Annotated in this window: 22 protein-coding genes; 9 read left to right on the top strand and 13 right to left on the bottom strand. The window is 61.2% G+C overall.

The features are described 5' to 3' along the window. The first annotated feature begins 94 nt into the window (after positions 1 to 94). The 9 genes from J7E41_RS24530 (at position 95) to J7E41_RS24570 (ending at position 10583) form a co-directional block, all read left to right on the top strand. Complete coding sequence (locus tag J7E41_RS24530) at positions 95 to 868, top strand: N-acetylmuramoyl-L-alanine amidase (protein ID WP_214996876.1); 774 nt, start codon at positions 95 to 97, stop codon at positions 866 to 868. Between the two features lie 144 nt (positions 869 to 1012). Further along, positions 1013 to 2425: an aspartate aminotransferase family protein gene (locus J7E41_RS24535; RefSeq protein ID WP_214996877.1), complete on the top strand. Its 1413-nt coding sequence runs from the start codon at positions 1013 to 1015 to the stop codon at positions 2423 to 2425. An 82-nt stretch (positions 2426 to 2507) separates the two neighbouring features. Beyond that, positions 2508 to 2726: an MbtH family protein gene (locus J7E41_RS24540; protein WP_169353817.1), complete on the top strand. Its 219-nt coding sequence runs from the start codon at positions 2508 to 2510 to the stop codon at positions 2724 to 2726. Between the two features lie 909 nt (positions 2727 to 3635). Further along, positions 3636 to 4562, top strand: a complete 927-nt coding sequence (locus J7E41_RS24545) for a substrate-binding domain-containing protein (protein WP_214996878.1) — start codon at positions 3636 to 3638, stop codon at positions 4560 to 4562. 63 nt (positions 4563 to 4625) lie between these two features. Then, the gene (locus J7E41_RS24550; RefSeq protein WP_214996879.1) at positions 4626 to 6134 is read left to right on the top strand and encodes a sugar ABC transporter ATP-binding protein; all 1509 of its coding nucleotides are present in this window, start codon (positions 4626 to 4628) and stop codon (positions 6132 to 6134) included. Beyond that, positions 6100 to 7092, top strand: coding sequence for an ABC transporter permease (locus J7E41_RS24555; RefSeq protein ID WP_214996880.1), 993 nt, complete (start codon positions 6100 to 6102; stop codon positions 7090 to 7092). Before J7E41_RS24550 ends, J7E41_RS24555 begins: the two co-directional genes overlap by 35 nt. Positions 7093 to 7165: 73 nt before the next feature. After that, positions 7166 to 8245, top strand: coding sequence for an alcohol dehydrogenase catalytic domain-containing protein (locus J7E41_RS24560; RefSeq protein WP_169357792.1), 1080 nt, complete (start codon positions 7166 to 7168; stop codon positions 8243 to 8245). Positions 8246 to 8247: 2 nt separating this feature from the next. Then, complete coding sequence (locus J7E41_RS24565) at positions 8248 to 9780, top strand: FGGY-family carbohydrate kinase (protein WP_214996881.1); 1533 nt, start codon at positions 8248 to 8250, stop codon at positions 9778 to 9780. 77 nt (positions 9781 to 9857) lie between these two features. Continuing rightward, entirely contained in the window at positions 9858 to 10583 is a 726-nt protein-coding gene (locus tag J7E41_RS24570; protein WP_214996882.1) for an SDR family oxidoreductase, read from the top strand. Positions 10584 to 10800: 217 nt separating this feature from the next. Here the strand turns inward: J7E41_RS24570 and J7E41_RS24575 are convergent, their stop codons facing one another. The 13 genes from J7E41_RS24575 to J7E41_RS24635 form a co-directional block, all read right to left on the bottom strand. Next, entirely contained in the window at positions 10801 to 11805 is a 1005-nt protein-coding gene (locus J7E41_RS24575) for a LacI family DNA-binding transcriptional regulator (RefSeq protein ID WP_214996883.1), read from the bottom strand. Positions 11806 to 11856: 51 nt separating this feature from the next. Then, complete coding sequence (locus tag J7E41_RS24580) at positions 11857 to 12720, bottom strand: LysR family transcriptional regulator (RefSeq protein WP_214996884.1); 864 nt, start codon at positions 12718 to 12720, stop codon at positions 11857 to 11859. Between the two features lie 470 nt (positions 12721 to 13190). After that, positions 13191 to 14594 carry an amidase gene (locus tag J7E41_RS24585; protein WP_214996885.1) on the bottom strand — a complete coding sequence of 468 codons (1404 nt, stop codon included), beginning with the start codon at positions 14592 to 14594 and terminating at the stop codon, positions 13191 to 13193. Continuing rightward, positions 14591 to 15859: a Zn-dependent hydrolase gene (locus tag J7E41_RS24590; protein ID WP_214996886.1), complete on the bottom strand. Its 1269-nt coding sequence runs from the start codon at positions 15857 to 15859 to the stop codon at positions 14591 to 14593. The genes J7E41_RS24585 and J7E41_RS24590 overlap by 4 nt, the downstream gene beginning before the upstream one ends. Positions 15860 to 15872: 13 nt before the next feature. Continuing rightward, on the bottom strand, positions 15873 to 16568 hold the full coding sequence (locus J7E41_RS24595; protein WP_169353827.1) for an ABC transporter ATP-binding protein: 696 nt from the start codon (positions 16566 to 16568) through the stop codon (positions 15873 to 15875). After that, complete coding sequence (locus J7E41_RS24600) at positions 16568 to 17317, bottom strand: ABC transporter ATP-binding protein (protein WP_214996887.1); 750 nt, start codon at positions 17315 to 17317, stop codon at positions 16568 to 16570. Before J7E41_RS24600 ends, J7E41_RS24595 begins: the two co-directional genes overlap by 1 nt. Beyond that, positions 17314 to 18324 carry a branched-chain amino acid ABC transporter permease gene (locus J7E41_RS24605; RefSeq protein WP_214996888.1) on the bottom strand — a complete coding sequence of 337 codons (1011 nt, stop codon included), beginning with the start codon at positions 18322 to 18324 and terminating at the stop codon, positions 17314 to 17316. Before J7E41_RS24605 ends, J7E41_RS24600 begins: the two co-directional genes overlap by 4 nt. Position 18325: 1 nt before the next feature. Then, positions 18326 to 19186 (bottom strand): branched-chain amino acid ABC transporter permease, encoded by an 861-nt coding sequence (locus tag J7E41_RS24610; RefSeq protein ID WP_214996889.1) that lies wholly within the window; start codon positions 19184 to 19186, stop codon positions 18326 to 18328. Between the two features lie 68 nt (positions 19187 to 19254). Next, positions 19255 to 20457, bottom strand: a complete 1203-nt coding sequence (locus J7E41_RS24615; RefSeq protein WP_214996890.1) for an ABC transporter substrate-binding protein — start codon at positions 20455 to 20457, stop codon at positions 19255 to 19257. A 127-nt stretch (positions 20458 to 20584) separates the two neighbouring features. Then, positions 20585 to 21355 carry a FadR/GntR family transcriptional regulator gene (locus J7E41_RS24620; RefSeq protein ID WP_214996891.1) on the bottom strand — a complete coding sequence of 257 codons (771 nt, stop codon included), beginning with the start codon at positions 21353 to 21355 and terminating at the stop codon, positions 20585 to 20587. Between the two features lie 136 nt (positions 21356 to 21491). Beyond that, positions 21492 to 23114 (bottom strand): alpha/beta hydrolase, encoded by a 1623-nt coding sequence (locus J7E41_RS24625; RefSeq protein ID WP_214996892.1) that lies wholly within the window; start codon positions 23112 to 23114, stop codon positions 21492 to 21494. A 188-nt stretch (positions 23115 to 23302) separates the two neighbouring features. Further along, positions 23303 to 24607 carry an ATP-binding protein gene (locus J7E41_RS24630; protein WP_214996893.1) on the bottom strand — a complete coding sequence of 435 codons (1305 nt, stop codon included), beginning with the start codon at positions 24605 to 24607 and terminating at the stop codon, positions 23303 to 23305. Next, entirely contained in the window at positions 24604 to 25344 is a 741-nt protein-coding gene (locus J7E41_RS24635; protein WP_214996894.1) for a response regulator, read from the bottom strand. The genes J7E41_RS24630 and J7E41_RS24635 overlap by 4 nt, the downstream gene beginning before the upstream one ends. Positions 25345 to 25374 lie beyond the last annotated feature (30 nt).

The raw sequence follows: 25374 nt of genomic DNA on the forward strand, positions 1-25374 counted from the left end.
TAGTTACCGCCATCTTAAAAGCCCAGCGCTTCAGGATGACGGTAAACGGCTTACAGGCTGAATGATTCAGCCTGTCTTGAAAAGGACAGCTCCCATGTTGGTCATTGACACTACATACCCCGCAAAAAACTTCAACCAACGCGATGGCGAAACCGTGCGCCAGGTCATCGTGCATTACACCGCCGCCGCCTTCGCCGGCTCTTTACGCACGCTGACTCAGGATGGGGTCAGCGCGCACTATTTACTGGCCGATCCCCATGACTGCAGTTACCGCGCTGCCGGCTATGACGAGTTGCGGGTGTTCCGCCTGGTAGAAGAGCAGCACCGCGCCTGGCATGCCGGCGTCAGCCAATGGGCCGGGCGCGACAACCTCAACAGCCGTTCCATCGGCATCGAAATCGTCAACCTGGCCCGTGATGACGCGGGCGTCTTTACCTTTCCCGCCTACAGTCCTGAGCAGATTGAGGTGTTGATTGTCCTTCTCCGCGACATTCAGGGGCGTTACCCGGATATCGGGCCTACCGATATTCTGGGGCACTCGGATGTGGCGTACTGGCGCAAAAGCGATCCCGGCCCGCGCTTGCCCTGGTGCCAGCTGTTCGAGGCGGGCGTGGGCGCCTGGTTTGATGGGGTTACCCAAGAGATCTACCAGCGCAGGTTTTCCATGGGCCTGCCGCCGGAAGTGGAGATCGAAAGGGCATTCCAGCGCTACGGCTACGCGGCGGCAAAAAATCGCCAGGCCTTCCAGCAGCGGGTGCGAGCGTTCCAGATGCATTTTCGGCCGAATAATTATGACGGACGGCTGGATGCTGAAACCTGCGGGATCCTTTATGCGTTGAATGACAAATACACCGGTGTCGCCGGCTGAACGGGTGATTTTTTGATGCCCAAGGTGTAAATCCTCGAGCCCCTGACGCGTTTCCAGAACAGGAAATCCGTGCGCTGCCTTTGGGCCAGACGCCAACGGATGGGCAGTTTGGTCACCATCATCAGCGTATTGAGGGATCGAGAGATGTCAGTCGCTACCAGCCGTATCGAAGATTTGCAGGATCGGGTCAGCCCGGTCCCGGCGGAAACGCTGTACCAGTTCGACGAAACACCGCTGCTGGCCCGCCAGCGCCAGCAGGAATCCAACGCCCGCAGCTATCCGCGGCGCATTCCCCTGGCCCTCAAGCGGGCGCGGGGGATATATGTCGAAGACGTCGAAGGCCGTAGTTTTATTGACTGCCTGGCCGGGGCTGGCACCTTGGCGTTGGGGCATAACCATCCGGTGGTGATTGACGCGATCCGTCAAGTGCTGAGCGATGAACTGCCGCTGCACACGCTGGACCTGACGACACCGGTCAAGGACCAATTCGTCCAGGACTTGTTCGGCTTGCTACCGGTGGAACTGGCCCGTGAAGCGAAGATTCAGTTCTGCGGCCCAACCGGCACCGATGCGGTGGAAGCCGCGCTTAAACTGGTGCGGACCGCCACTGGGCGCAGCACGGTGTTGTCATTCCAGGGTGGTTATCACGGCATGAGCCAGGGCGCGTTGAGCCTGATGGGCAGCCTGGGGCCGAAAAAGCCGTTGGGTGCGTTGTTGGGCAATGGCGTGCAGTTCCTGCCGTTCCCTTATGACTATCGCTGCCCGTTCGGCCTGGGTGGGGCAGAGGGGATCAAGGTCAACCTGCACTACCTGGAAAACCTGCTGAACGATCCCGAGGCAGGCGTGTTGCTGCCGGCGGCGGTGATCGTTGAAGTGGTCCAGGGCGAGGGCGGCGTGATTCCGGCGGACCTCGACTGGCTACGCGGCCTGCGGCGAATTACCGAGCAGGCCGGCGTGGCGTTGATTGTCGATGAAATCCAGAGTGGTTTCGGTCGCACCGGCAAGATGTTTGCCTTTGAGCACGCGGGCATCGTCCCGGACGTGGTGGTGCTGTCCAAGGCCATCGGCGGCAGCCTGCCGCTGGCGGTGGTGGTGTATCGCGACTGGCTCGACACGTGGCTGCCGGGGGCCCATGCCGGGACCTTCCGTGGTAATCAGATGGCCATGGCGGCGGGATCGGCCGTGATGCGTTACCTCAAGGACCATGACATTCCTGCCCATGCGGCGGCCATGGGCGAGCGCCTGGGTGAGCACCTGCGCATCCTGCAGCGGGACTTCCCGCAATTGGGAGACATTCGTGGGCGTGGCCTGATGCTGGGCGTGGAGTTGGTGGACCCAAGTGGTGCGCCGGATGTCCAGGGGCATCCGCCGGTGCATCGTCAGCTGGCGCCGTTGGTGCAGCGTGAGTGCCTCAAGCGTGGGTTGATTCTTGAGCTGGGTGGGCGGCATGGCAGCGTGGTGCGCTTCTTGCCGCCGCTGGTGATCACAGCGGCGGAGGTTGACCGAGTGGCGCAGATATTTGGTCGTGCCTTGGCGGCAGCGGTGGCCAGCCTTTAATTTTTGCCGGGCGCGGTACGTTCTTATCTACATCAGCGCTGTGCGTGGAGCGCGGCGAGCCTTATAGCGACGGAGAACAGCAATGACCTCAGTATTTGACCGCGAAGATATTCTCTTTCAGGTGGTGGTCAACCATGAAGAGCAGTATTCCATCTGGCCGGATTACAAGGCTGTGCCGCAGGGTTGGAAGACTGTGGGCAAGAGTGGGATGAAGAAGGAGTGTCTGGCTTATATCGAAGAGGTCTGGACGGATATGCGGCCTTTGAGTTTGCGGCAGAAGATGGAGGCGGTGGCTGGTTGAGCATCGGTGACCACTACGGAGTACATATCCGTTTTTTTTGGTAACGGCTGCTATTGGTTTCGCTTNNAGTAAGCAAAACGCTCTTGCCCCACCACTCGGTGCCTCGCCTAGGCTCGGCATGCCCTCACTCCGGCATTGCTCCGTGGGCCGCCGCAATGGGCCATCCCTGGCCCAGTGCGGCTAAACCGGCGTCCTGCCGGTTTACCCACGGATCAATGCCTACGTTCAGCCATCGTGGTTTAACGGGGCGCCTAAGATCAACGTCAAAAGCAGATCAAGAACACAGCGGCCTACCGGCCGGCTTGAGTGGTGTGAAGCGAAGGCAAAATCAAAAGCGGGCACGGTCTACTGTAGGAGCTGGCTTGCCTGCGATGCAGGTAACTCGGTCTTTCAGGAACACCGAGGTGATCCCATCGCAGGCAAGCCAGCTCCCACAGAAAAGCAGATCTGCTTTCGCTCTGGCCCTTGCCTTTGCTTCTACCACTCAGGTCGGCTTTCAGGCCGCCGTGCTTTTGATTTTGATCTTAGGCGCCCCGTTAAACCACGATGGCCGAACGCAGGTATTACGCAGTGGGTAAACCGGCAGGACGCCGGTTTAGCCGCGTTGGGCCATGGATGGCCCGTCGCGGCGGCCCACGGAGTAATGCCGGAGTGAGGGCATGCCGAGCCACAGCGAGGCACCAAGTGGTGGGGCAAGAGCGTTTTGCTTACTTTTGCGCTGTTCAAAAGTGAGCCGCCGTAAGGGCGGAACCCTAAGCAGCCGTTACCCAAAAAACGGATATGCACTCCGTCAACCACCCCAAAAGAACAACAGAACACTTGCGACCCCCTCATTTCTTTGCTAGCTTCCCACAAAATGTTATCGATAACATTTGCTCTAAAAATAAAAACAAAACAGAGATCCTCGCCATGAAAACGCTTCCGAAAACCCTGTGTTTGCTGGCCCTGAGCATCACCCTAGGCACCGCCACCCTGGCGCAGGCCGACACCAAACCCGCGCCCATCCGCATCGGCGCATCCTTCCAGGAAATCAACAATCCTTACTTCGTCACCATGAAAGACGCCCTGCAGGAAGCCGGGGCGACGATCGGTGCGCAGTTGATCATCACCGACGCCCGCCACGACGTCTCCAAGCAGGTCAGCGACGTCGAAGACATGCTGCAAAAAGGCATCGATATCCTCCTGATCAACCCCACCGACTCGGTGGGCGTGCAATCCGCCGTCAAGTCCGCCCACGCCGCCGGTGTGGTGGTGGTTGCGGTGGACGCCCAAGCCGAAGGCCCGCTCGACTCCTTTGTCGGGTCGAAGAACTTCGACGCCGGATTCCAGGCCTGTGAATACCTGGCCAAGAACATCGGCGACAAAGGCAATATCGCCATCCTCGACGGCATCGCCGTGGTGCCGATCCTGGAGCGGGTGCGCGGTTGCAAGGAGGCGGTGGCCAAGCACCCTGATATCAAGATCGTGAGCATTCAGAACGGCAAGCAGGAGCGTGACCAGGCGCTGACCGTCACCGAAAACATGCTCCAGGCCCAACCCACCCTCAAGGGTATTTTCAGCGTCAATGACAACGGCTCCCTCGGCGCGCTTTCGGCCATTGAAGCCAGTGGCATGGACGTCAAGTTAGTGAGCGTCGACGGGGCGCCGGAAGCGATCAAGGCGATCCTGAAACCCGGCAGCAAGTTCATTGCTACCTCGGCGCAGTTCCCTCGGGATCAGATCCGCCTGGCACTGGGTATTGCCCTGGCCAAGAAGTGGGGCTCGCAAGTGCCCGCCAGTATCCCGGTAGACATCGCCCTGATCGACCAGGCCAAGGCCAAGGATTTCAGCTGGTAAACCGTCCAGGCCCCACACACACCGTGGGGCGCAGGACACTCTTCTGAACGAGAGGTCGGCGGTATGAGCAGTCTTCTGCAGTTGGAAAATATCTGTAAGCGCTACCCGGGGGTGCAAGCCCTCAAGTCCATCAACCTGCAAGTGGAGCGGGGCGAGATTCATGCCTTGCTCGGGGAAAATGGCGCGGGTAAATCGACCTTGATGAAGATTCTCGGCGGCGTTGAGCATCAGGATGAAGGGCGGATTCTGATCGACGGCCAGGCGCAGCAGTTCGCGACGTATCGCGATGCGATTGCGGCCGGGATCGGCATCGTTTTCCAGGAGTTCAGCCTGATTCCCTACCTCACGGCGGTGGAAAATATCTTCCTTGGCCATGAGTTGAGCAACCGCTTCGGCCTGTTGCGCAAGCGCGAGATGGTTGAGGCGTCCGAAGCCTTGTTCAAGCGCCTTGGGGTGACCATCGACCTGCAATGCGCGGTCAAGCACTTGAGTGTGGCTGAGCAGCAGTTTGTCGAAATCGCCAAGGCCCTGGCCCTGGAGGCGCGGTTGCTGGTGCTCGATGAGCCCACTGCCACCCTTACACCGAGCGAAGCCGAGCTGTTGTTCGAGATCATGCGTGAGCTCAAGCGTCAGGGTGTGGCGGTGATTTTTATCTCCCATCACCTGGAAGAGATTTTCCAGGTCTGTGATCGCATCAGTGTATTGCGCGACGGCGGCAATGTCGGTGTCACCGATGTGGCCGACAGTGATATCGACCGGCTGGTGGAAATGATGGTGGGCCGGCGCCTGGCGTGCAATTTCCCGCCCAAACCGACCACCGAACGCGGGCCGTTGTTGCTGGAGGTCAAGGACATCCAGCTGGTACGCAACGGGCCACATAACCAGTTCCAGTTGCACAAGGGCGAGATCCTCGGTTTTGCCGGCCTGGTGGGCTCCGGCCGCACCGAACTGGCGCTGGGCATGATGGGTGCGCTGCCGTCGGTGAGCAAAGACGTTTGGCTGCGGGGTGAACACATCACATTGGACGACCCGGCCCAGGCCCTGGCCCACGGCATCGGCCTGCTCCCGGAAAGCCGCAAGAGTGAAGGGCTGATCACCGATTTCAGCATTCGCGAAAACATCTCTTTGAATAACCTGAGCAAGTACCAGGGTGCCAGCGGCCTGATCGACAAGGGCAAGGAGAGCGCCAGTGTCGAAGACCTGATGCGGCAACTGTCGATCAAGGCTCCCAGCGGTGAGAGCAGGGTGTTCAACCTCAGCGGCGGCAACCAGCAGAAAGTGGTGATCGCACGCTGGATCAACCATCACTGCGACGTGCTGGTGTTCGACGAACCCACCCGTGGCATCGACGTGGGTGCCAAGGCGCAGATCTACGCGCTGATGCGCAATCTCACCGAACAGGGCTACGCGATCATCATGATCTCCTCGGAGCTGCCGGAAATCATCGGCATGTGCGACCGCGTCGCGGTGTTCCACAAAGGCGCCATCGTCAAGGTACTGGAAGCGTCCTCCGTCAACCCACAAGAGGTCATGCGCCATGCAACAGGGGGCTCAAGTGAATACGTCCATTAATGCCGTCGACACGAACCGACTGCGCCTGAACCTGGCGCGGCTGATCCGCTCGCCGGCGTTTTATCCCTTTGTCGGGTTGCTGGTGGTGACGTTGGTGATGATCTTTGCCAGTGACAACTTCCTCACCGCCAGCAACCTGTCGAACATCGCCCGACAGGTGTCGATCAACGCGATTATCGCGGTTGGCATGACCTGCGTGATCCTAACCGGCGGCATCGATTTGTCGGTGGGACCGGTGATGGCCTTGTCCGGCACCTTGACCGCCGGGTTGATGGTTGCGGGCTTGCCGCCGGGGCTGGCGATTGGTGCCGGGATGCTGATCGGCGTGGCATTCGGTATCGGCAACGGCTTGTTTGTGGCGTACCTGCACATGCCGCCGATCATCGTCACCCTGGCGACCATGGGCATCGCCCGTGGCTTCGGCTTGATGTACACCGACGGCTATCCGATTTCCGGCTTGCCGGAGTGGTTCGGTTTCTTCGGCCGCGAAAGCCTGTTCGGCATTGAGGTGCCGATCCTGATCATGTTGGTGACCTACCTGGCGGCTTATGTGCTGCTGCAACACACACGCATCGGCCGTTATATCTACGCCATCGGCGGCAACGAGGAGGCGGTGCGTTTGTCCGGGGTGCGGGCGGCGCGCTTCAAGTTGCTGGTGTATGGCATCAGCGGCTTGACCGCAGCGATTGCCGGGTTGGTGCTGACCTCGCGCTTGATGAGCGGCCAACCGAATGCCGGAGTCTCGTTTGAACTGGACGCGATTGCCGCCGTGGTCCTCGGCGGCGCCTCGATTGCCGGTGGTCGCGGGGTAATTGTCGGCACCTTGCTCGGGGCGATGCTGCTGGGGGTGTTGAACAACGGTTTGAACATGCTTGGGGTGTCGCCGTACGTCCAGAGCGTGATCAAGGGCGGGATCATTTTGCTGGCGATCTTTATCAGCCGTCAGCGCCACAAGTAAGCGAATAACGTTTTCTCGACGCGGCCCGCTGGCCGCGACGGGTTCCTTCATGCTCAAGAAAGGTCAGAACACCATGGATAAGCACAGCGAAATGCAAGCCGTCGTCTGCCACGGCCCGAAAGACTACCGCCTGGAGCGCATCAGCAAACCCCAGGCTCGCCCCAATGAACTGGTGATCCGCATCGCCGCCTGCGGGATTTGCGCCAGCGACTGCAAATGCCATTCGGGCGCGGCGATGTTCTGGGGCGGCGATAACCCGTGGGTCAAGGCGCCGGTAGTGCCGGGGCATGAGTTTTTCGGCTACGTGGTGGAGGCGGGCGAGGGCGCCGAGGAGCACTTCGAGGTCAAGGTCGGCGACAAGGTGATCGCCGAGCAGATTGTGCCGTGTGGCAAGTGCCGCTTCTGCAAGTCGGGCAAGTATTGGATGTGCGAAGTACACAACATCTTCGGCTTTCAGAAGGAGGTGGCCGAAGGTGGCATGGCCCAGTACATGCGCATCCCCAAGACCGCCATCGTGCACAAGATTCCGGAGTCGGTGTCCCTGGAGGATTCGGCGTTGATCGAGCCGATGTCCTGCGCGATCCACACCGTCAACCGTGGCGAAATCCAGCTCGACGACGTGCTAGTGATTGCCGGCGCCGGCACCCTGGGCCTGTGCATGGTCCAGGTGGCTGCGCTTAAGACGCCGAAGAAACTGGTGGTGATCGACATGGTCGACGAGCGTCTGGAACTGGCGAAAAAATTTGGTGCCGACGTGGTGATCAACCCGTCCCGGGACAACGCCCGCGAGATCATCAACGGCCTGACCGATAACTACGGTTGCGACGTGTACATCGAAACCACCGGCGTGCCGGTGGGCGTGACTCAGGGCCTGGAGCTGATTCGCAAGCTGGGGCGTTTTGTCGAGTTCAGCGTGTTTGGCGCCGAGACCAGCGCCGATTGGTCGATCATCGGTGACCGCAAGGAACTGGACGTACGCGGCGCGCACCTGGGGCCTTACTGCTACCCGGTGGCCATCGACCTGTTCGAGCGCGGCCTGGTGACCTCCAAGGGCATCGTTACCCATGACTTCCCGCTGGATAACTGGGCCGAAGCGTTCGACCTGGCCAACTCGGTGAAGTCGATCAAAGTGTTGTTGAAGCCGGCGCAGTGATCATGGAATACGTCATCGGTGTGGACATCGGTACCCAGAGTACCAAGGCACTCTTGGTGGATGGCCAGGGCAATATCATCGCCCAGCACAGTCAGGGTTATCGTGTGGATACCCCGAAAGTGCGCTGGGCCGAGCAGTGGCCGCAGGTCTGGCTGGAGGCGGTGGAAGCATGCGTCACTCAGTGCATGGCCACGGCCGGCGTTGAAAAGGCGCAGGTCAAGGCGTTGTGCATCAGCAGCCTTTACGGTGGTTCGGGCATTGCCGTGGATGCGCAGATCGAGCCGCTGCACCCGTGCCTGATCTGGATGGACCGGCGTGCCGGTGAGCAGGTCGACTGGGTGCGTGAACATGTGGATCTGGAGCGCCTGTTTCAGGTCACCGGTAATTCGGTGGACAGCTACTACGGGTTCACCAAGATGCTCTGGCTCAAGCGGCACCAGCCCGACGTCTGGGCCAATACCCGCTACCTGCTGCCGCCCAACAGCTACATCAACTATTGCCTGACTGGTGAGGTGGCGGTGGATCACAGCAGTGCCGGCAATATCGGCGGGATTTACGACGTGGTGCGACGTGGCTGGTCTGCCGAGATGCTGGCGGCGCTGGAGATTCCCCTGGCGATGATGCCTGAGCGGTTGCTGTATTCCGGCGAAGTGGTGGGCGGTTTGCTGCCGGAGTGGGCGCAGCGCCTGGGCTTGCAGGCGGGGATGCCGATCCTGGCCGGTGGCGTCGACGCGGCCATGGCCACCCTGGCGGCCGGGGTGACGCGACCGGGCAATCATGTGGCGATGATCGGCACCAGCATGTGCTGGGGGTATCTCAACCAGCAGGTGGATGCGCGGCATGGTCTGGTGAGCATGCCCCATGTCTATAACGGGCATCAGGACCTGTACATCTTCGGTGGGGCGATTACCGCCGGGGCGTCGGTCAGTTGGTTTCGTGAGCAGTTTTGCCAGGCAGAGGAACAACAGGCGCAACAGACCGGGCAAGACAGTTTGTGGCTGCTGGAACAGAGCGCAGCGAAGATCCCGGCGGGCAGTGAAGGGCTGTTGTTCCTGCCGTACCTGATGGGGGAACGCAGCCCGGTGTGGGATGACCGCGCCAGTGGCAGTTTTGTTGGATTGAACCTCTATCACAGCCGTATTCACCTGTATCGCGCAGTGCTGGAGGGGGTGAGCTTTGCCTTGCGCCACAACATCGAGGCGGGCACGCGTGGAGCGCATTCCCTCGACCCGCGGCTGATCGTAGTGGGTGGGGCGAGCCATTCGGATTTGTGGATGCAGATTATTGCGGATGTCACCCACTACCCGGTTTACACCATTGTTCAGGAGGTGGAAGCGGCATTGGGTGCGGCGTTGTTGGCGGCGCATTCGGTGGGGTTGGTGGGTGAGGCCGAGATGGATAAGGGGTGGGTGCAGTTGGAGTTGAGGGCGCAGCCCAAGGCGGAAAATGTTCAGGCGTATGACCGAGCATTTGCTGATTATTTAGCCTTATATCCAGCGTTGAAACCGGTAATGCATAGCTTGCAAAGCAGCTAAGTGAACATTGATCCAACTGTGGGAGCGGGCNNCCCGCTCCCACAGTTGGATCTCCATGGTATTGGAGAACATCAGTAATGAACGCCACTTTTGATTTCACCCACCACCGCATCCTCGTCACCGGCGCCAGCAGCGGCATCGGTCGGGAAATCGCCCTGCAACTGATCGCCAGCGGTGCTCAGGTATTCGCCCTCGGCCGTGACGCCCTGGCGCTGTCCCAACTGGGCTGCGAAACCCTGTGCCTGGACATCGCCAACAGCGCCGCGCTCGACCAGGCCCTGCAAGGCCTGCCGCCCATGCACGGCCTGGTCAATTGCGCCGGCATCTCGCGCCTGGAACCCGCCGCCGCTATCAGCAGCGAGGCGTTCGATCAGGTAATGAACGTCAATGCCCGCGCCGCCGCTCAAGTCGCCAGCCGGGTGGCCGCCGCGATGATCGAGGCGAAAATTTCCGGCAGCATCGTCAACGTGTCCAGCCAGGCCTCACTGGTAGCGCTGGAGGATCACCTCGGTTATTGCGCCTCCAAGGCGGCGCTGGATGCGATCACGCGCGTGCAATGTGCTGAATGGGGACGTTTCGGGATTCGGGTCAATAGCGTCAACCCCACCGTAACCTTGACGCCCATGGCGCAGATGGCCTGGTCCGATCCGGCCAAGCGCGATCCGGCGTTGGCGGCGATTCCCCTGGGGCGTTTTGCCGAAACGATAGAGGTGGCATTACCGGTGCTGTTTCTGCTGAGCGATGCGGCTAGCATGATCAGCGGTATCAGCCTGCCGATCGACGGTGGCTACACCAGCTTGTAACCCTGCAACCTCGCACCCGCAACCCGCAACCCGCAACCCGCAACCCGCAACCTCGCAATCTCGCAATCCTGCGATCCTATAGCCGCTGCCGAGGCACGAGGCTGCGATGGGTTTGGTGCGGCATTCCGACGTAGCGGCCCCGAGGGCGGTCCTGCGGACACGCATCGCAGCCTCGTGCCTCGGCAGCGGCTACAAGGCGGAGGGCTACAGGCGGTGTTCAGCCGTTCTCCAGCTTGCCGGCAATCACTACCTTGTCCCGAGGCTTGTGCGGGTCTTCAAGACGGTCCAGCAACAGCCGTACCGCGCTGCTGCCGGCCAGCGAGGCATCGTGGGCCACGCAGGCAATCGGCACGCCGAAGATGTCGGCGAAGGGCAGGCGGTCGATGCCGCAGATGGTCAGGCTTTCGTGGGGGATGTTGTGCATGCGCAACGCGCGAAGGGCACCAAGGGTGATCAGCTGGTTGAAGCCCATGATCGCGTCCGGTGCCGAGTGTTCGGCCAGGTAGTCAAGGGTGTGCAGGTAAGAGGGCATTAACGTGTAGTCGCCGGCACGTACTTCGACGTGCACGTGAGGATGCTCGGCCAGTACTTCTTGCAGGCCTTTGAGGCGCTCCACGGTGATGCGCGAATGTACTGGCCCGGTCAGCACCAACAGGCGCTTGAGATCTGGCGTCTGGCGCAGCAGGTACTGCGCGGCCTCGATACCGCTGTGGTAGTTGTCCAGCACCACGCGGCTGAATGGACTGTCGTGGATCGTGCGGTCAAGCAACACCACCGGGGTCTTGCCGTTGCCCAGACGCTCCAGGTAGTCGGGCTGGTAGCTGGGCTCATCGGAGACCGGCGAGAGGATAATTCCCGCCACGCGGTACCCGAGCAGGGTATCGACGGCTTTGCTTTCCAGCTCCTCCAGCTCGTCGGTGTCCACCAGCATGATGGTGTAGCCGTGCTTTTTCGCTTCCCGGGAAATGGCCTTGATCATCTCGCTGTAGAACGGGTTGTCCACCGAGGCGGTGATCACCCCGATGATCAGGCTTTCGCTGCGCTTGAGCCCGCGGGCGAAGGCGTTGGGCACGTAGTCCAGCTCCCGAGCCACCTCAAGGATCCGCGCCAGGGTGGCGGGCTTGACCAGATCAGGTTTACTCAACGCCCGGGACACCGTGATGGTGGTCATGTTGACCCGTTTGGCGATGTCGCTGATGGTGACGGATTTTTTCTTGTTCATCGCAAGGAGGGGACCGGAAGAAAACAGTAGGAGGCTAGCATGTGCGCTGGTTCAAATCACCGGATCCCAGCGTTGTGACCAGTCACCTTCTGCCTTGACGACGCCTCGTAGTAATTCCAGTGCCTGTTGCAGCACCGCGCAATCCCGTTCCCGGGAATACACCAGGTAGGTGGGGAAGCTGAATTCCGGGGCTTTGGGCACCCGCTCCATCACGCCGTTGTCGAGGTAGTGTTGCACCACCCGCGTGCGGAAATACCCGGCGCCACCGTTCTCCAGGATGTACTGCAACGCCAGTGGCCCGAGGTTGAAACTCAGGGCCGCACGGGCCTTGTCCGGCAGGGCGGCGTCGTGTTGCTGGCGAAAGCCCTGGCCCCAGTCGATGTATACATAAGGTTCCGGTTTGGCCACCAGGCGCACCATGATCAGCTTTTCTTCCAGCACCTGCTCCACCTGCAATCCCGGCCAGTACTGCGGTTGGAACACCAGTGCGGCGTCCAGCACCCCGAGTTCCAGTTGGCGCAGCAGGTATTCGCCTTCGCGGATTTCGGTGCGCAGGGCGTGCCCGGGAATATGTTCGCGCAGGGCCTGGGCCCAGCCGAGCATCAGCGGGTTGCACAGGCTGACTTCACCGCCGATGTGCAGCACATTGCGATAGCCGTCGGGCAGTGGCAGGTCGCGACGGGCGGCTTCCCAGGTCTGTACCAACTGGTTGGCGTAGACCACGAAAGCCTCGCCGTCGGGCGTCAGGCGGGCGCCGGCACGGTTGCGTACGAACAGGGTACTGCCCAGTTGGTTTTCCAGGTTTTTGACCCGGGCGGTGATGGCGGTCTGGGTGACGTGCAGTTTCTCGGCGGCTGCGGCCAGGCTACCGCAACGGGTGATTTCGAGGAAGGTGCGTGCCAGTTCGATGTCCATGAGAGCCCCTTGGATAATAGCGGGCATTGTAGAGGCTGATGATTGGAATGCGGACAAAAATGTGGGAGCGGCGGTGCGACGATTCGACTTGCTCGCGAAAGCGGTGTGTCAGTCAATACACCAATGACTGATACACCGCTTTCGCGAGCAAGCTCTTATCAAACTTAAAATAACTTACTGATTTTAAAGGGTTAAAATTTCACCCTAAAGTCTTGAGTCCTGCATAAACAATTTCAGGCGACCGCATTCTTGTGGCGAGCGGGCTTGCCGGATCGCCGTATCGCCCCCGTTGGGCTGCGCAGCAGCCCCAAAACCAGGCGCAGAGGAGTGCCTGATACACCGCATTCGTCTTCATCAGGGGCGCTTCGCACCCCAACGCGGGACAAGCCCGCTCGCCACAGAGGTCCCAGTTTGCTGCGCGACAGCGCTACGTCGAAGAGGTAGTGGGACCTCCCACATTTGATTGCATTTCAGGTTGGGGTTTTCGGGGCTTGCAGATGGTCGGTCGGGAAGGCCCTGGCATACGCCTGGCACACCCGCAGTACTTGTTCATCAGCAAACCGTGCGCCCACCACATGCAACCCCACCGGCAACCCGTTTGCCGCCAGCCCGCACGGCACCGAGGCGGCCGGTTGCTGGGTCAGGTTGAAGGGGTAGCTGAATGGCGTCCATTCCATCCATTCCCCCAGCCCTGAACCGGGCGGCACATTGTGCCCAGCCTCAAACGCTGTGATCGGCATCATCGGTGACACCAGCACATCGTAATGTTCATGGAACGCCGCCATGCGCGCGACGAGGGCGGCCCGTGCTTCCAGTGCGGCGGTGTAGTCGCCGAGACTGATCTGTTCGCCCAGTTGGGCGATGCGCAGCAGGCCGGGGTCAAGCAGCTCGCGTTGGGCGTCGGTCAATTGCCCGGCCAGCCGTGCCGCGCCGGCAAACCACAGGGTATTGAACACCTCCAGCGGGTCACTGAATCCTGGATCAATCTGTTCAACCTGCGCACCCAATTGCACCAGACCTTCGACCGCCTGAGCGACCACCCTGGCCACTTGCGGGTCCACCTTTACATAACCAAAGTTTGGGCTATAGGCGACGCGCAGTCCCTTCAAGTCAGCCCCGGCGAGCAACCATGGCGTGGTCCGTGGTGCGCCGATCAAGCCGTCACGGGAGTCCGGCTGCGCGATGGTCTGCAACATCAGTACTGCGTCTTCCACTGTCCGTGTCATCGGCCCCAGGTGCGACAAAATAGTCATGGAACTGGCCGGCCACTGCGGCACATACCCGAAGGTCGGCTTGATGCCGAACGTGCCGGTAAATGCGCAAGGAATCCGGATCGAACCACCCGCATCGCTACCCTGGTGCAGCACACCAAGATTCAATGCCGACGCCGCACCTGCGCCACCGGACGAACCGCCCGCCGTCATGCGTGTGTCCCAAGGGTTGCGAGTGATACCGTACAGCGGGTTGTCGGTGACGCCTTTCCAGCCGAATTCCGGGGTGGTGGTTTTGCCCAGCAACACCGCCCCCGCCTTGCGCATAAAGGCCGAGAAGGGCGCATCCACCTCCCACGGGCCGTCGGCCGAGGTGGTACGCGAGCCCTTGCGGGTGGGCATGCCAATGGTCGGTGTCAGGTCTTTGATGGATGACGGCACACCGTCCAGCGCGCCGCAAGGCTCACCTTTGAGCCAGCGTTGTTCCGAAGCCCGTGCGGCGTGTAATGCACCTTCGGGGTCGACATGGCAGTAAGCGTTGACCGCCGGGTTATAACGCTCGATCCGCAGCAGCGTATCTTCGGTCACTTCCACCGGTGACAGCGTCTTGTCGCGATAGTGCGCCAGCAGTTCAACCGCCGTCAGCTTGGCGATATCTGTCACAGGGCACCTCCTTGCGCCGCGTTGACCATGGCCCGCAGCAATACCGCACAGCCTGCCGCCAGATCATCCGGCGCGGCGTTTTCGATTTCGTTATGGCTGATGCCCCCTTCGCACGGCACGAAGATCATCCCCGCCGGCCCCAGCTCTGCGACAAAGATCGCGTCGTGCCCGGCGCCGCTGACGATGTCCATATGACTCAGGCCCAGGCTGCTTGCGCCATCGCGCACAGCGTTGACGCACACGGGGTTGAAGTCCAGCGGCGGGAAGTCGGCGGTCGGCGTGAGTTCAAAGGTCAAGCCGTGTTGCCTGGCCGTGGCTTCGATCACCTGGCGGACTTCATCGACCATGGCTTGCAGCTTGTCGGCATGCAGGTGCCGCAGGTCAATGGTCATGTGCACTTGACCTGGAATCACGTTGCGCGAGCCCGGATGCAAGCTCAGGCAACCGACGGTGCCGCAGGCGTGGGGTTGCTGTTCATGGGCAATACGATTCACTGCACTGACCACCTGTGCGGCACCCACCAACGCGTCCTTGCGCAGGTGCATGGGCGTGGGGCCGGCGTGGGCTTCGACGCCGGTGAGGGTCAGGTCGAACCACTTCTGGCCCAGGCAACCCATGACCACGCCGATGGTGGTGGCCCGGTCTTCCAGCACCGGACCTTGTTCGATATGTGCCTCAAAATACGCGCCCACCGGATGGCCAAGTACGGCGCGGGAGCCGGCGTAGCCGATGCGCTGCAGTTCGGCGCCCACGGACAGGCCTTGCTCGTCCTGTTTGTCGAGGGTTTCCTGCAAGTCGAACTTACCGGCGAACACCCCGGAACCCATCATGCACGGCGGGAAGCGCGAGCCTTCTTCGTTGGTCCACACCACCACTTCAATCGGCGCCTGGGTCTGGATGTTCAAGTCGTTAAGGGTGCGGATCACTTCCAGGCCGGCCATTACTCCGTAACAGCCATCGAACTTGCCGCCCGTGGGTTGGGTGTCGATATGGCTGCCGGTCATCACCGGTGGCAGGTCCGAATCAAGTCCTGGGCGGCGGGCAAAGATATTGCCAATGGCGTCGACGCTGACGCTGCACCCTGCGGCCTCGCACCACTGTACAAACAGGTCACGGGCCTGGCGGTCCAGGTCGGTGAGGGCCAGGCGGCATACACCACCCTTGGGCGTGGCGCCCAGGCGGGCCAAATCCATCAACGATTGCCACAGGCGTTCGCGGTTGATCAGCGGGGCATTACTGGTGAGCGGTTGCGACAAACTATTCATCAACAGTCTCCGGTCAGGCACTCAGGGCCAAATAACGGTTCTTGATCGTCGGGTCGGCGCGAAAGGCTGCGGCGCTGCCTTCGTACACCACGCGGCCCTGTTCGAGGACGTAATGGCGGTCGGCGAGCTTGTCGCAGACCATCAGGTTCTGTTCCACCAGCAGCACGGGAAGGCCGTCCTCCTTGACCTTGCGCAGGATCTTCACCAGCTCGTCGACGATCACCGGGGCCAGGCCTTCGGTGGGTTCATCGAGAATCAGCAGCTTGGGATCGTTGAGCAGGGCGCGGGCAATGGCGAGCATCTGCTGCTCGCCGCCAGACAGCGCGTGGCCGGCGTTTTTGCGGCGCTCCTTGAGGCGCGGGAACATCGCGTAGACGTCTTCCATCTGCCAGCGGCTGGTTTTGCGCACGGCGATGCGCAGGTTTTCCTCGACGGTCAGCAGGCGGAAAATCCCGCGATTTTCCGGCACCAGTGCCAGGCCCTGGCGAGCGATTTCGAAGATTTTCTGGCCCACCAGCGGCTGGCCGTTGAAGTGGATCTGGCCTTGGCGTGGGCAGATGATCCCGAGGATGCTGCGCAGTGTAGTGGTCTTGCCTGCACCGTTGCGCCCCAGCAGGGTCACCAGTTCACCGGGGTTCACGGTCAGGGACACGCCTTCGAGGACGTGGCTCTTGTCGTAGTAGGAATGGATGTTGTCGACGGTCAGCATCAGGCGGCTTCTCCCAAATAAGCAGTGCGCACGCGTTCATCGGCCCGGACGAATTCCGGTGTGCCTTCCACCAGAATCTGGCCGTGGCTCATCACGGTGATGCGTTGGCTGATGGACATGACGATGCTCATGTTGTGTTCGATCAACAGCACGGTGTGATCGCGACCGAGGTCGCTGATCAGTTGGGTCATGATCGGGATGTCATCGATACCCATGCCTGAGGTGGGCTCGTCGAGCATCAGTAATTTGGGTTTGGAGCAGATCGACATGCCTACTTCCAGCACCCGTTGCTGGCCATGGGATAACTCGCCGGCCAGGGTGTCGGCGCGGGCGGTCAGTTGCAGGCGTTCGAGTACCTGGTCGGCCATTTCCAGGTGCTCGCGCTTGCTATCGACCCGGCGCCAGAAGTTCAGGGCTTTGGCGCCGTCGCGGCCTTGGGCGGCCAGGCGCAGGTTTTCCCGCACGCTGAGGTTCTGGAACAGGCTGGTGAGCTGGAATGAACGGGCCATGCCCAGGCCGACGCGGCCGTGGGCCGGCTTGCGCATCAGGTTCTTGCCGTTGAAATGGATCGCCCCGGCGGTGGCCTGGCGTTCGCCGGTCAGGCAATGAAACAGGCTGGTTTTACCGGCGCCGTTGGGGCCGATGATGGTGTGGATGGTGCCGGCCTCGACCTTGAGGTTGACGCCGTTTACCGCGTGGAACGCGCCGTAGGCCAGCTCCAGGTTCTGGGTTTCCAACAGGATGCTCATAGCAGCGTCTCCTTGGTCACAACACTGGACTTGCGGCGGCCGCGAAGGCGTTCGAACAGCGCCGACAAACCGCCCCACAATCCACCGCGCATAAAGATCACCACCATGATCAGAATCACCCCCAGCAACATCAACCAGCGAGGCCACAGGTCGGAGAGAAAATCCCCCAGCAGCACAATGGAGCCGGCTCCCAGCAATGAGCCGAACAACGAGCCGGTGCCGCCGACGATGGTCATGATCAGGATGTTCTCGGACATCGCCAGGTCAATATTCGACAGCGGCACAAAGTGCAGGAGCATGGCGTACAACGCGCCGGCAATTCCGGTGACGGCGCCGGACAGCACGAACACCAGGATCTTGAAATGGCGGGTGTCGTAGCCGATGGCGCAGGCGCGGGTTTCGTTTTCGCGGATCGCCATCAGCGTGCTGCCAAATGGCGAGGCAATCACCCGGCGAGCGCCAATGAAGATCAGCAGGAACAGTACCGCGACAAAGCCATAGAAGGCTCGGGCATCGGTGAGCGACAGCAGCACGGTGTCACCGATGCGGATCTCTGGGCGTGGCACGCTGAGCAGGCCATTGTCGCCGCCGGTCCAGTCGCTCAGGGTGTAGGCGACGAAGTAGGCCATTTGGCTGAACGCCAGGGTCAGCATCACGAAGTAGATACCGGTGCGCCGGATGGCCAGGGCGCCGACAAGCAAGGCCAGGAAACCGCCGACCACCGCAGCGCCCAACAGCGCACTGAACAGGCCCAGTTGCAGGTGGATCATCAGCAGCGCCGCGCAATACGCACCGGCGCCGAAGAAGATGCCTTGGCCAAAGGACAAGAGCCCGGTGTAGCCCAGCAACAGGTTGCAGGCCAGGGCCGCCATGGCGAAGATCAGAATCTCGGTGGCCAGGGTTGCCGACGGCAAAATCAACGGCAATCCAATCAATACCACGAGCACCAACAGCAGCATGTAGCGCGACTGGGTCCTGGCGAACGGCAGGGGATTTTTCTCGCTCATGTCAGGCTCTCCCGAACAGGCCGTAAGGGCGTACCAGAATCACCACGGCCATCGCACCGTAGATCATCAAGCTCGCACCCTGGGGCCAGAGTGTGGTCATCAGGCTTTGCACCACGCCCACCAACAGGCCACCGACGAGGGCGCCGCTGAACGAACCCATGCCGCCGATCACCACCACCACGAAGGCGACGCCGAGAATTTCCGGGCCGACAAAGGGCTGGGCCCCGCGTAATGGCGCGAACAGCACGCCGGCGACACCGGCCAGGGCGACACCGAGGGCGAAGGTCATGGAAAACAGGCGGAAAATATTAGTGCCCAGCAGCGACACGGTTTCGGTGCTTTCACTGCCGGCCCGCACCAGGGCGCCGAAACGCGTGCATTCCAGCAGCAGCCACAGCCCCAGGCCCACCAGCCCGGAGAAGACGATGAGGAACAGGCGGTAGTAGGGGTAGACGAAATCGCCGATCACCAATACCCCGCGCAACAGCTCCGGCACGGCGACGCTTTTGCCCACCGGGCCCCAGATCATCACGCTGGCTTCCTGGATGATCAGCGCGATCCCCAGGGTCACCAGAATCTGGAACATATGCGGCAGGTGGTAGATCCGCTGGATCAATAATCGCTCGATGGCCCAAGCCAGTGCGGCCACCACCAGCGGCGCAATCAGCAGCGCCAGCCAGAAGCTGCCGGTGAGGCTGACGGCGGTGTAGCAGATGTAAGCGCCCAGCAGGAAAAACGCACCGTGGGCGAAGTTGACGAAGTTCAGCAGGCCGAAAATGATCGTCAGCCCGACCGCGATCAGGAAGTAGATCATCCCAAGGCCCAGGCCGTTGAGAATCTGGAACAGGTAAAGATTGAGCATGCAGGAGCCCTCGAGCAGGAGGCCACGGATGCGGCCCTGCCGTGTGTTACCAGTAGATGTTCAGCGGATCAGCCGAGCACGCAGCCCGTGGCTTCCACCGGCGGGAATGACTGGCCGGAGCTGAGCACTTTGGCCAGGTCGTCCTTGTCAGCCATGTCTCCGGCTGCCTTGCCCACCAGCAGGTAGTAATCCTTGATCACCTGGTGATCGCCGGCGCGGATCGATTCCTTACCGGTTGGGCCCTCATAACTCAAACCCTGCATGGCTTTGGCCACGGTGGGGCCATCGAAGCTGGCGGTGCTGATGATGGTGTCGAGCATGACCTTGGTGCTGATGTAGTCGGCGGCCAGCGGGTAGGTGGGGTTGATGCCGTATTTGGCCTGGGTCAGCTTCACCAGCTCGCGGTTGAGCGGCGTGTCGACCTGATGCCAGTACTGCGCGCCGAGGTACACGCCTTCCAGCACATCGCTGCCCAGTTCCTGGAATTGATCGAGACCGGCAGACCACACCAGCAGCACCTTCATGCGTTCCTTGATGCCGAAGTTCACCGCCTGGCGCAGGGTGTTGGACGACTGGCTGCCGAAGTTCAGCAGCACCAGCACGTCGGGTTTGGCAGCGATGGCATTGGTCAGGTAACCGGAGAATTCCTGTTCCTGCAATGAGTGGTAGCTGTTGCCGATATGTTCCAGACCGTTCTCTTTGAGCACGGTCTTGGCGCCTTCCAGCAGTGCTTCGCCAAAGACGTATTGCGGGGTGATGGTGTACCAGCGCTTGGCATCCGGCAGCAGTTTGATCAGCGGGATGAGGGTTTCGCGGATCGCGCCGTAGGTCGGTACCGACCAGCGGAAGGTCGCACTGTTGCAGTCCTTGCCGGTGACTTCATCGGCGCCCACCGGGGTCATGAATACACCGCCGACCTTGGCCACTTCCTTGGCCACGGCCAGCGCCGAGGAGGACAGGGTGCAGCCCTGGAAGAAGCGCGCGCCGTCCTGTTGAATCGCCTCCTGGACTTTGCGTACCGCCTTGCCGGCGTTGCCTTCGGTGTCGATCACCTTGTAATTCAGCGGTCGACCCAATAGCTCGGGGTGCTGTTCCACCGCCAGGCGCGAACCCATATCGGCAAATTTGCCATAGCTGGCAAAGGCGCCAGACATGGACTTGAGGCCGTAAAAGGTAAAGGGCTCGGCGGCGAATGCGCTGCGCACGCTCAGTGGAAGGCTGAGGGCGGCGGCTGCGGTGAGACTGGCTTTCAACAACGTACGACGCTGCATGGGGTGACTCCCTGGTTTAATTATTGGCAGGAGTGGCAATGGCAAAACGGCGCATCACGGCCTGTGGGCAGGCCTTTTATTGGGTGAAACGGTCTTTTTTTCGCCGCCGTCGTAGCAGCTGTCGGTGTCAGTGGCTGTGATCGAACTCCAGTAGAAAATGCGGGCTGACCTGGCCTTCCAGCGCGGTCATATGGTGCTCGGCGTCGCACATGTGCTCATGCATCAAGCTGCGAACGGTCGCTTCATCCTCGGCACGAAAGGCGATCAGCAACTGCTTGTGGTAATCGAGATTGGCTGCGTCGAACTGCTTGCGCTTGGGCTTGTAGGCCTTCTTCAACACCACCAGGTCGCGCAGCAGGTCGTTGAGAAACTGCGCCATGAAACTCAGCAGCGGGTTGGAGCAGGCCCTGGCTAGCAGGTTATGGAACTCAAGCTCTGCCAGACGCTGCTCACGCTGGCCGGCCTCGCTGTCTTCCGGGGTGCTGCAAAAGTCCACGTTTTCTTGCAGGGCGCGGTAGTCGTCTTCGCTCAAGCGGCCCAGTACCGACACGGCCAGTTCTACCTCAATGACCTTGCGCAGTTGGTACACCTGCTCGCCGTCCAGGTGCTGGAAGTGCAGGTAGTTACGCAAGGCGCGGCTGGCCGGTTCGGTCCCGGCCTGGTTCAGGTAGGCGCCGCCACTGGGGCCGGTACGGGTGTTGACCAGTCCTTCAACCTCCAGGGCCTTGAGTGCTTCGCGGGCCGAGCCCTTGGAGCACTGGAAGCTTTCCATCAGTTCACGTTCGGTAGGCAGACGGTCGCCGGGCTTCAACGCATCAGTGACGATCGAACGCTTGACTGACTCGACAATCACGTCGGAAAGCTTCTGGCGTTTACGGCGAACGGGACGGCTGAGCATGTTTTTCATTTATCATATTAATGCGGATAAATAGTACTTAATAGAGCTTGAGGCGGGGCGTCAACGGAGGGTGTCGTTTTCAGTAAAGAAGGGTCGTAATCGGGGCTGGCGCAATCGTGACCGTCCTTTACTGGCGTCACTGCGCGGCGGTTGCGTCATTGCACAGGGTTGACCGTGGCGGCACTGTCCCATGGACCAGGTATTCGCCCACCCACTGGTTCACGCACGCACTCACCCCGCTGAACGATACGCCATGCAGGTAGGCGCCCTTGAGCAGTATCCGGCTGGCCGGGAGTGTGCGCTCAAAGGCCCAGGCGGCACCCATTGCCGGGGCCTGGTCATCGAAATCGGCTTGCACCATCAACAGGTTTTCGGCTTCGGCCAAGCGCTTATGGGGCAGGGGATTGAATGTGCGTTGTGGCCATGCCGTGCACTGGCGGCCGTCCAGGAAGCTCCCGGCGATGGGGTACTTCACTGCATATTCAGCTTCCGTCTGCGCCCAGAAGGCTTCGTTCGAGTAGCCCGGGTTATTGCACAAAATGGCATTTCTCACCGAGTCGGCAGCGGACATGCGCAAGGGCCCCGGCGCCGGCAGGTTGGCCTGGAACGGCTCGCGAATGCGTTGCAACAGCAGCCCAAACAGCGACTTTGCCCGGTGTTCGATGACGGCTTCGGGGCTGAAGACATAAGCCCGGGCTCGTGCCAGGAGCGTCAGATCGTCGATGTCCGGTGTTTCCTGCAACCAGCGGCTGAGCAGGTGCGCGCTCATCAAACCTGCGGGATCGCTGTAGTAACGGCTATTGGAACGTAACGCCGCGCGAACAGCGGGCTGCAAGTTCAGGAACACTTGTCGTATCGCCTCCCGGGTCTCACCCAGTGGGTAGACCTGCGGGTTATTGGCGGCGGGAATGGCCACGAAGTGATCGAAGATTCGCTCTTTCTCCCGTGCAACGATCAAGCTTGCGTGTTCGGGAGGCGAGGTCCAGTCGAGATTTGAGTCCAGCACCATGCGCCCGAGCTGCTCCGGGAACAGTCCGCCGTACCAGGCGCCGAGCCATGTGCCGTAGCCGATCCCCAGGTAGTTGAAGCGCAGTTCGCCCAGTTGCCGGCGCACAAAATCCAGGTCTCTGGCGGTTTGCTCGCTGGTGATGTAGGGCGTCAACGGGTGTTTGGCGCAGGCCTCGGCGATGACCCGGGCGTTATGGCGCATCGCTGCCAGGTTGCCCGCGCTGCGGTCCTCGGTGACATCCCCTTGAGGCATGATCGAGGCGTCGGAGCGGCACTCCAGGCGTGATCCCGGCAGGCTGCCCAACCCCCGAGGGGTGATTTCGATTACGTCATAGGCCTCAGCCAGTGTGCGATAGGTCTCCCCCCAAGCGGGTTGCGTTGCGTAATGCTTCCAGACGGTTGCCAGATGCACGGCGAACGCGCCGCCGGTATCGACCCCGGGCCCGCCGGTATGGGTGAACAGCGCGCCTTGGCGAGAGAGGGGTTGTTTTGCACCAACGCGTGTGATGTCGAAACTGATGGTGCCCAGATCGGGCGTGGCGTGGTCCAGTGGTGCGGTGACAATGCCGCATTGGGTCCTTCCAAGGACCTCGGGGTCCACCCGGTCGAGGGACGGCCGGGTACATTCCAACAACCACTCAATGCCGGTTTTCGGCGGTTCAGTGTTGGCATGGACAATGGCGGGCACCAGCACCGTGAGCAACAGCCCGTAGCCAATCGTGATGCCTCTTGCAACGTCATGGGGTTTCATCAGCGGTCCTGGAATGCCATTTTTCGAGGCGACGTTTTACCAAGGATTGTTGGGGAGGAATGTAGGCGAAGATGACGCTGGATGTACGAAAGAGGATTTTGGTTAACGGAGCGAGCGGTTGATCCAGGTTCACGTGATGAACACGGGAGCCTGGAGACTCAAAACAGGTCGCCTCAAAGGCCGAAAAGTCACTCCAATCTCACCCTGACCTCGGCGCACAACCCACCCTCTTGCCGATTGCTGAGCGTCAACGTCCCTCCAATCGCCACCACCAACTGCTGAGCAATTGCCAGGCCCAATCCCGTCCCCCCGGTGCCCCGATTACGCGAGCTCTCCACCCGATAAAACGGCTGCATCACCTGCACCAACTCATCCTCGGCAATCCCCGGCCCGCGATCCAATACCTTGATCGACAACTCTCCAGCCGCGACCCTCACCTCCAACTGCGCCGCCCCGGAAAATTTCAGGGCGTTGTCCACCAGGTTCACCAACACCCGGCGCAGGGCATGGGGCCGAGTCTTCATGACCACTGCGCTTTTCCCGCTCAAGCTGACCTGCTTGTTCATGTCCTGATAGTCAAACATCACGCTGTCTAGAAACGCATCCAGGTCGATCCGGCAACTGGCTTCGGTGGAGCCGTGGACACTGCGGGCATACGCCACGCCTTCGCGCACCAGATGCTCCATTTCCCCCAGGTCACTCCACAGTTTTTCCTTCTCGCTGGAGTCATCCATGAACTCGGCTCGCAGCTTCATGCGAGTGATGGGCGTCTGCAAATCATGGGAGATCGCGGCGAGGATTTGCATGCGCTCCTTGAGGTATTCGGCAATACGCGCCTGCATGGCATTGAACGCAGTGGCTGCATGGGCGACTTCGGTGGGGCCGGTTTCGTCCAGCGGTATCGGGTGGGTGTTGGGGTCCAGGGTTTCCACGGCCCGGGCCAGGCGGGTCAGCGGGCGGATGGCGATGCGCACGGCCATCCAGGTACACCCCAGCAACAAGGCCAACTGCAGGATCAGCACGATCGGCAGCCACAACGCCAGGGGAACGCCGGCGGGGCGCACGTCGATGGTGATCGGGCTGCCATCAGCGAGGGTCAGGTCGGCCTGGAAATGTCTTTGCAGGCCGGGGATCTCACGAAAGGTCAGGGCGTACTGTTTACCCAGTGCGTCACCAATGGAGGTCGCTGCCATGGGCACGTTCTCAGTGCTCATGGGCACGCCGGGTTCTCCGGCACCTAACAGATAGCGGTAGTTCTCTCGGTCGAGGCGCGATAGCCAACTGGCCCGTTCGGCGGCGGGCAGGCGGTCGAGGATGGCAATCGAGGTGGAGACGTCGTTCTCCAGGTTGCCCAGCATGGTGGTCCTGGCGCTGATATAGCGCTCATAGAACTGCACACTGAACGACAGGCCATGGGCACAGATCAGGCTCACCAGGAAAATCAGCGACAACTGCGACGCCAGGGTGCGCGGCCAGCGAAACCCCGGTTTCATTCCTGGGCCCCGAGGATTTCCACCGGCAGTGAGAACACATAGCCTTCGCTGCGAACGGTCTTGATGTAGGCCGGCTCGCGCGCATCGTCCAGTAGACGCTGGCGCAGGCGGCTGACCAGCAGGTCGATGGAGCGGTCGAACAGATCGGCGTCCCGGCCCTGCGTCAGGTTGAGCAACTGGTCACGGTTGAGTACCCGCTGGGGATGGTCGAGGAACACCCGCAGCAGGCGGTATTCCGCGCCGCTCAAGGCCACCAGGGTGTCGTCTTCGTCCAGCAAGTGGCGGGCGGTGGTGTCCAGGCGCCAGCGACCGAAGCGGATCAAACGGCCGCTCTCACTGACGATCAGGTTGGGTGGCAGCATCCGGGTGCGGCGTAATACGGCGTTGATCCGTGCCAGCAGTTCCCGGGCAGCGAAGGGCTTGACCAGGTAGTCGTCAGCGCCCATTTCCAGGCCGATGATACGGTCGGTCTCGTCACTGCGTGCGGTAAGCATCAGGATCGGCGTGGACTTGTGCTTGCCGACCCGCAGTTCGCGGCACAGCTGCAAGCCGTTGTCGCCCGGCATCATGATGTCGAGCACGATCAGGTCCACGGGCGTGGACTCCAGAAAGCTGCGCATCTGCCGACCATCGGCCACGACCGTGGTACGCAGGCCGTTCTTTTTCAGGTAGTTGCCCACCAGTTCCCGGATCTCTCGATCGTCGTCGACAATCAGAATGTGATCGACATGATCCATCCGCTGCTTCCTCGTTAATGGCCGTAGGTA

Source organism: Pseudomonas fluorescens (assembly GCF_018614655.1).
GTDB classification, from domain to species: Bacteria; Pseudomonadota; Gammaproteobacteria; order Pseudomonadales; family Pseudomonadaceae; genus Aquipseudomonas; species Aquipseudomonas fluorescens_BX.